A 940-nucleotide genomic window follows, 5' to 3' on the forward strand; every position below is an offset into this window, starting at 1 on the left:
AAAAAGTTCTGACGCCCGCCGCGCAGCGGGAAGCTGTGTCTCATCTCCAGGCTTGTCACGGGATGAGTGAGCGGCGGGCGTGCCGTGTCATCGGTGCCGATCGCAAGAGCGTGCGTTACCGTTCCACGCGGGACGATGATGCCGGGTTGCGTGAGAAGCTGCGCGAGCTGGCCAACCAGCGTCGCCGGTTCGGCTATCGCCGTCTGCATATCCTGCTGCGCCGGGAGGGCGTGATGATCAACCGGAAGAAGACCCAGCGTATTTATCGTGAGGAAGGCTTGGCAGTCAGGCGGCGGCGCAGCCGCAGGAGGGCGGTGGGGACCAGAGCACCGGCTCCGGTTCTCGCCCTACCGAACCAGCGCTGGAGCCTGGACTTCGTGCACGACCAGCTGGCTTCCGGCAGGCGGTTCCGGGTGCTTAACGTGGTCGATGATGTGACCCGGGAGTGCTTGGCGGCGGTGCCGGACACCTCGATCTCGGGTCGCCGTGTCGTGCGCGAACTGACGGAGCTGATCGCCCAGCGCGGCAAGCCGGGGATGATCGTCAGTGATAATGGCACCGAGCTCACCAGCAACGCGGTTCTCGCTTGGTGCGGCCAGATCGGCGTGGAGTGGCATTACATCGCGCCGGGCAAACCGATGCAGAACGGCTTCTGCGAAAGCTTCAACGGCCGGATGCGCGATGAACTGCTGAACGAGACGCTGTTCCTCAGCCTGGCGCATGCCCGGGTCGAGATCGCCGCCTGGGTGGAAGACTACAACCAGGAGAGACCACACTCATCGCTTGGCTACGCAACACCGGCGGCGTTCGCCGCTGAACTGGATAAGCAATGGCCTGCTTCGCTACGCCCTACGGGCTCCGCTACGCAGCCCATTGCTTCAACCGCGCTCATGCGCAACAATGCGGCTCGGCTCTAATCCCAGCTGGAGGAAAGCTGGGG

General features: G+C 64.3%; 1 protein-coding gene. It reads left to right on the forward strand.

What is annotated here, in order from left to right; genetic code table 11:
- On the forward strand, positions 1 to 917 hold a 917-nt coding region (locus tag C8024_RS04895; RefSeq protein ID WP_173203236.1), incomplete at its 5' end, for an IS3 family transposase.
- Positions 918 to 940: the final 23 nt, after the last annotated feature.

It is taken from the genome of Sphingopyxis sp. BSNA05, assembly GCF_013265645.1.
Lineage (GTDB): Bacteria > Pseudomonadota > Alphaproteobacteria > Sphingomonadales > Sphingomonadaceae > Parasphingorhabdus.